The organism is Actinomycetota bacterium, from assembly GCA_040755895.1.
Taxonomy (GTDB): domain Bacteria; phylum Actinomycetota; class Aquicultoria; order Subteraquimicrobiales; family Subteraquimicrobiaceae; genus Subteraquimicrobium.
Genome location: JBFMAG010000050.1, coordinates 1 through 2,932, shown reverse-complemented (window position 1 = coordinate 2,932; position 2,932 = coordinate 1). Strand labels below are relative to the sequence as shown.

Sequence of the window (2,932 nt, the reverse complement as noted above, 5' to 3'; positions counted from 1 at the left end):
AATTTCAACCCAAATTTGAAGATAACCGAACTTTTTTGCGAAGATTCCCCTATGATTTAACTTTGACTATTAACGAGCTTGGTTTAACGGACATTCGAGGGAGGGGTAAGTGCTTAAGAAAGTGTCGGAGCCTCGCCCATGAAAACTTCTTAAGCATTCTCAGAGTTTTGTAGCGAGGCGAGACCCGAGCGGCGGCTGAAGTATTTATACAGGAATCCATGGAAGGTTGGAGAATTTTTTCCAATTAAATTGGAATGGAGATTAACGGTTGAAGTGTTGTATCATAGTTACGCGGCAAGTTTGATGGAGTCATAAGTCATGGGTCGGGGACATGGGTCATGGGACAGTTAAAATTCTCCTGACTCGTATGTTCGGTGTTTAAAGGGGGCATCATAAATGATTGGGATTGTGGAGGTTATTATAAGGTTAGTTCTGGCCACCTTCCTCGGTGGAATCATAGGCTACCAGCGAGAGAAAGCTGAGAAGCCAGCTGGTTTGCGCACCCACGTTTTGGTTTGTATGGCCTCAGCCTTATTTATGCTGGTATCGGTTTATCCCTTTTCCGGGAAGCCATATGTGGACATAAGCCGAATCGCCGCGGCGGTCGTCGTGGGCATCGGCTTCTTGGGAGCGGGTGCCATTATTCAACAAGGCAGCATAGTGCGGGGGTTAACGACGGCGGCAAGCGTCTGGGGGGTAGCGGCAATAGGACTGGCTGTGGGGATTGGTTTTTATGTTCCAGCTTTGGCGGCCACCGCTTTGATACTCATCGTTCTCTCCGTCTTTAAGGAAGTTGAGTTGCGAATCCTAGGGGGTCGGCGAGTTTTGACCATGATCTCGGAGGATCGACCCGGACAGCTGGGAAAGGTTGGCTCCACTCTGGGCGAGCTGGGGGTGAATATAAAGGATGTCGATTTGGAGTGCGATGAAGAGCGGAAGACTTGCACCATTAAGTTGGTTGTCGATGTACCTTCGAGTATGCATTCTGAAGAGGTCACAAAAAGGCTTTCCAAGATTGAAGGGCTGAGCAGGGTGTATTGGGAGGCATAGATGAGCGTTCATCGTTCATCGTTCACCATTCAGGGAAAGACGAGGGTTGAGGGGCGATACATAGTGAGTGCCTGTTTGGTGGGCATAAATTGTAGATACGATGGGAAAAACAAGCTTCTGGAGAAGGTGCAAAGACTGGTCAGGCAGGGCAAGGCCATACCCGTTTGCCCTGAACAGTTGGGGGGACTTCCCACACCGCGCTTACCCATGGAAATTCGGGATGGAAGTGGAGAGGATGTTCTCGGTGGAAGAACCGGTGTTTTCACCAAAGAGGGTGAGGATGTGACCTCTCAGTGCATAAAAGGAGCTCACGAAGTTCTTAAATTGGCAAAATTGATAGGGGCAAGGGCGGCTGTCCTTAAGGCGAGAAGTCCCTCTTGTGGCTTTGGACGAATTTACGATGGTACTTTCACCAATAATTTAAGGAAGGGGAATGGCGTGACCGCTTCCTTGCTGAAGAGGGAGGGAATCAAGATAATAACCGAGGAAGAGCTGAATTGAGGATAGGTGGACGAGTTTAAAGTGCGTGACGTGAGGTAAGGCCATGGAAAAAGCGATCTTCGGTATCGAAGAAGAAGTTTTCATTGTGGAGCCGGAAAAACCAACCCTTAGATCCCTTTATTATCTGGCTAAGCTGCTTTGGAAAAATCCCCGATTCTATTACTCCCACACCGCTTCTAATTTCGCTCGGGGAAGGGATATAAAACAGGGTCTGATGAGCGGAATAGAGATCAGCACCTTCATGCATCAGGATATGGACTCCCTCATCGAAGACCTTGCTTCTCGCAGAAAAGATTTGATGGACATGTGTGAGGGCTTAATAGTCCCTCTGGGTCATCTCATAAACTACGAAGCTCCTACCAACACTTGTGCCTTGCAAATTCACATCGGTGGTGTGAAGGACCAACAGCGTGTTTACAAAAATCTCGTCCATTTTCTCCCTCTACTCACCCTCCTCACGGTCAATTCTCCCTATGCCGGGGGAAAATATTTCGGTCAATCCTTTAGAATTGCTAAATCTTTTGCCATAGGCCGCTTAAGATCGGATTGGGAATATAGATTTCAGGATATAATTTTGGCTAAAAGACTGGGCACCATAGAGATCAGAGTATTTGACCCCATTTGGGATTTAGGGAGAATCCGAACGCTGGTTAGAGCGATAAAGGCCATAGTCGATTCCGAAAGGATTTTCGAGTTTGATATCACCCGATATAATGAGCTTAGATTTCAAATCGCTGTACATGGATATGATGAATCTCTGGATGAGATTTACGATGAGTTGGTAGAGCTCCATCATGTACCCAAAGAATTGTTTTTAAATACCCCTTCAGATCAAGTAGAGAGCTATTTCGAACGGAATGGTCTATTGAGAACCTACTCAGCTTTAGACAACGCTTATAGAACTGGCATTTTCGAATCTAAACCCCTTCCAGAGATGGAACATGGAGACTCGTCTTGGGAAAGTCCGCTCAAAATTTGCGCCGGGTTTTTGGGTTATTACATACCGAAGTTACCCTATTGCCTTTGGAAGGTATGGAGGGAATGGTAAAACCGGGTTAATGGTTAAATGGTTATGGGCGGGGTGATTTCTAAAATGCGTGTTTCGAATTGGATCATTTCGTCTGTTCTTTTTCTCTTGATCTTAATCTTTGGAGCTTACTTCTATTTGAGGAAGGTGTGGTTCTATAGAGACCCCTTGAGGATCCCCCCTAGGAAGGATGGCGTAATCATCTCCCCTGCCGATGGAAGGGTGTTATATATAGAAAAGATAACGGGAGGCGAGGTTCATTCGAAGAAATTGGACCAGCGGATCAAATTAAAAGAGATCACAAAACTGGGGATGGATGAAGAAATCAAAAATGGTTGGCTGGTGGGCATCTAT

At 46.4% G+C, this 2,932-nt stretch carries 4 protein-coding genes; all 4 read left to right on the top strand.

What is annotated here, in order from left to right; translation table 11 throughout:
• Positions 1-396: 396 nt before the first annotated feature.
• Complete coding sequence (locus AB1466_02445) at positions 397-1,050, top strand: MgtC/SapB family protein (protein MEW6188962.1); 654 nt, start codon at positions 397-399, stop codon at positions 1,048-1,050.
• The gene (locus tag AB1466_02440) at positions 1,051-1,551 is read left to right on the top strand and encodes a DUF523 domain-containing protein (protein MEW6188961.1); all 501 of its coding nucleotides are present in this window, start codon (positions 1,051-1,053) and stop codon (positions 1,549-1,551) included.
• Between the two features lie 43 nt (positions 1,552-1,594).
• Complete coding sequence (locus AB1466_02435; protein MEW6188960.1) at positions 1,595-2,599, top strand: hypothetical protein; 1,005 nt, start codon at positions 1,595-1,597, stop codon at positions 2,597-2,599.
• A 45-nt stretch (positions 2,600-2,644) separates the two neighbouring features.
• On the top strand, positions 2,645-2,932 hold a 288-nt coding region (locus AB1466_02430; GenBank protein ID MEW6188959.1), incomplete at its 3' end, for a phosphatidylserine decarboxylase.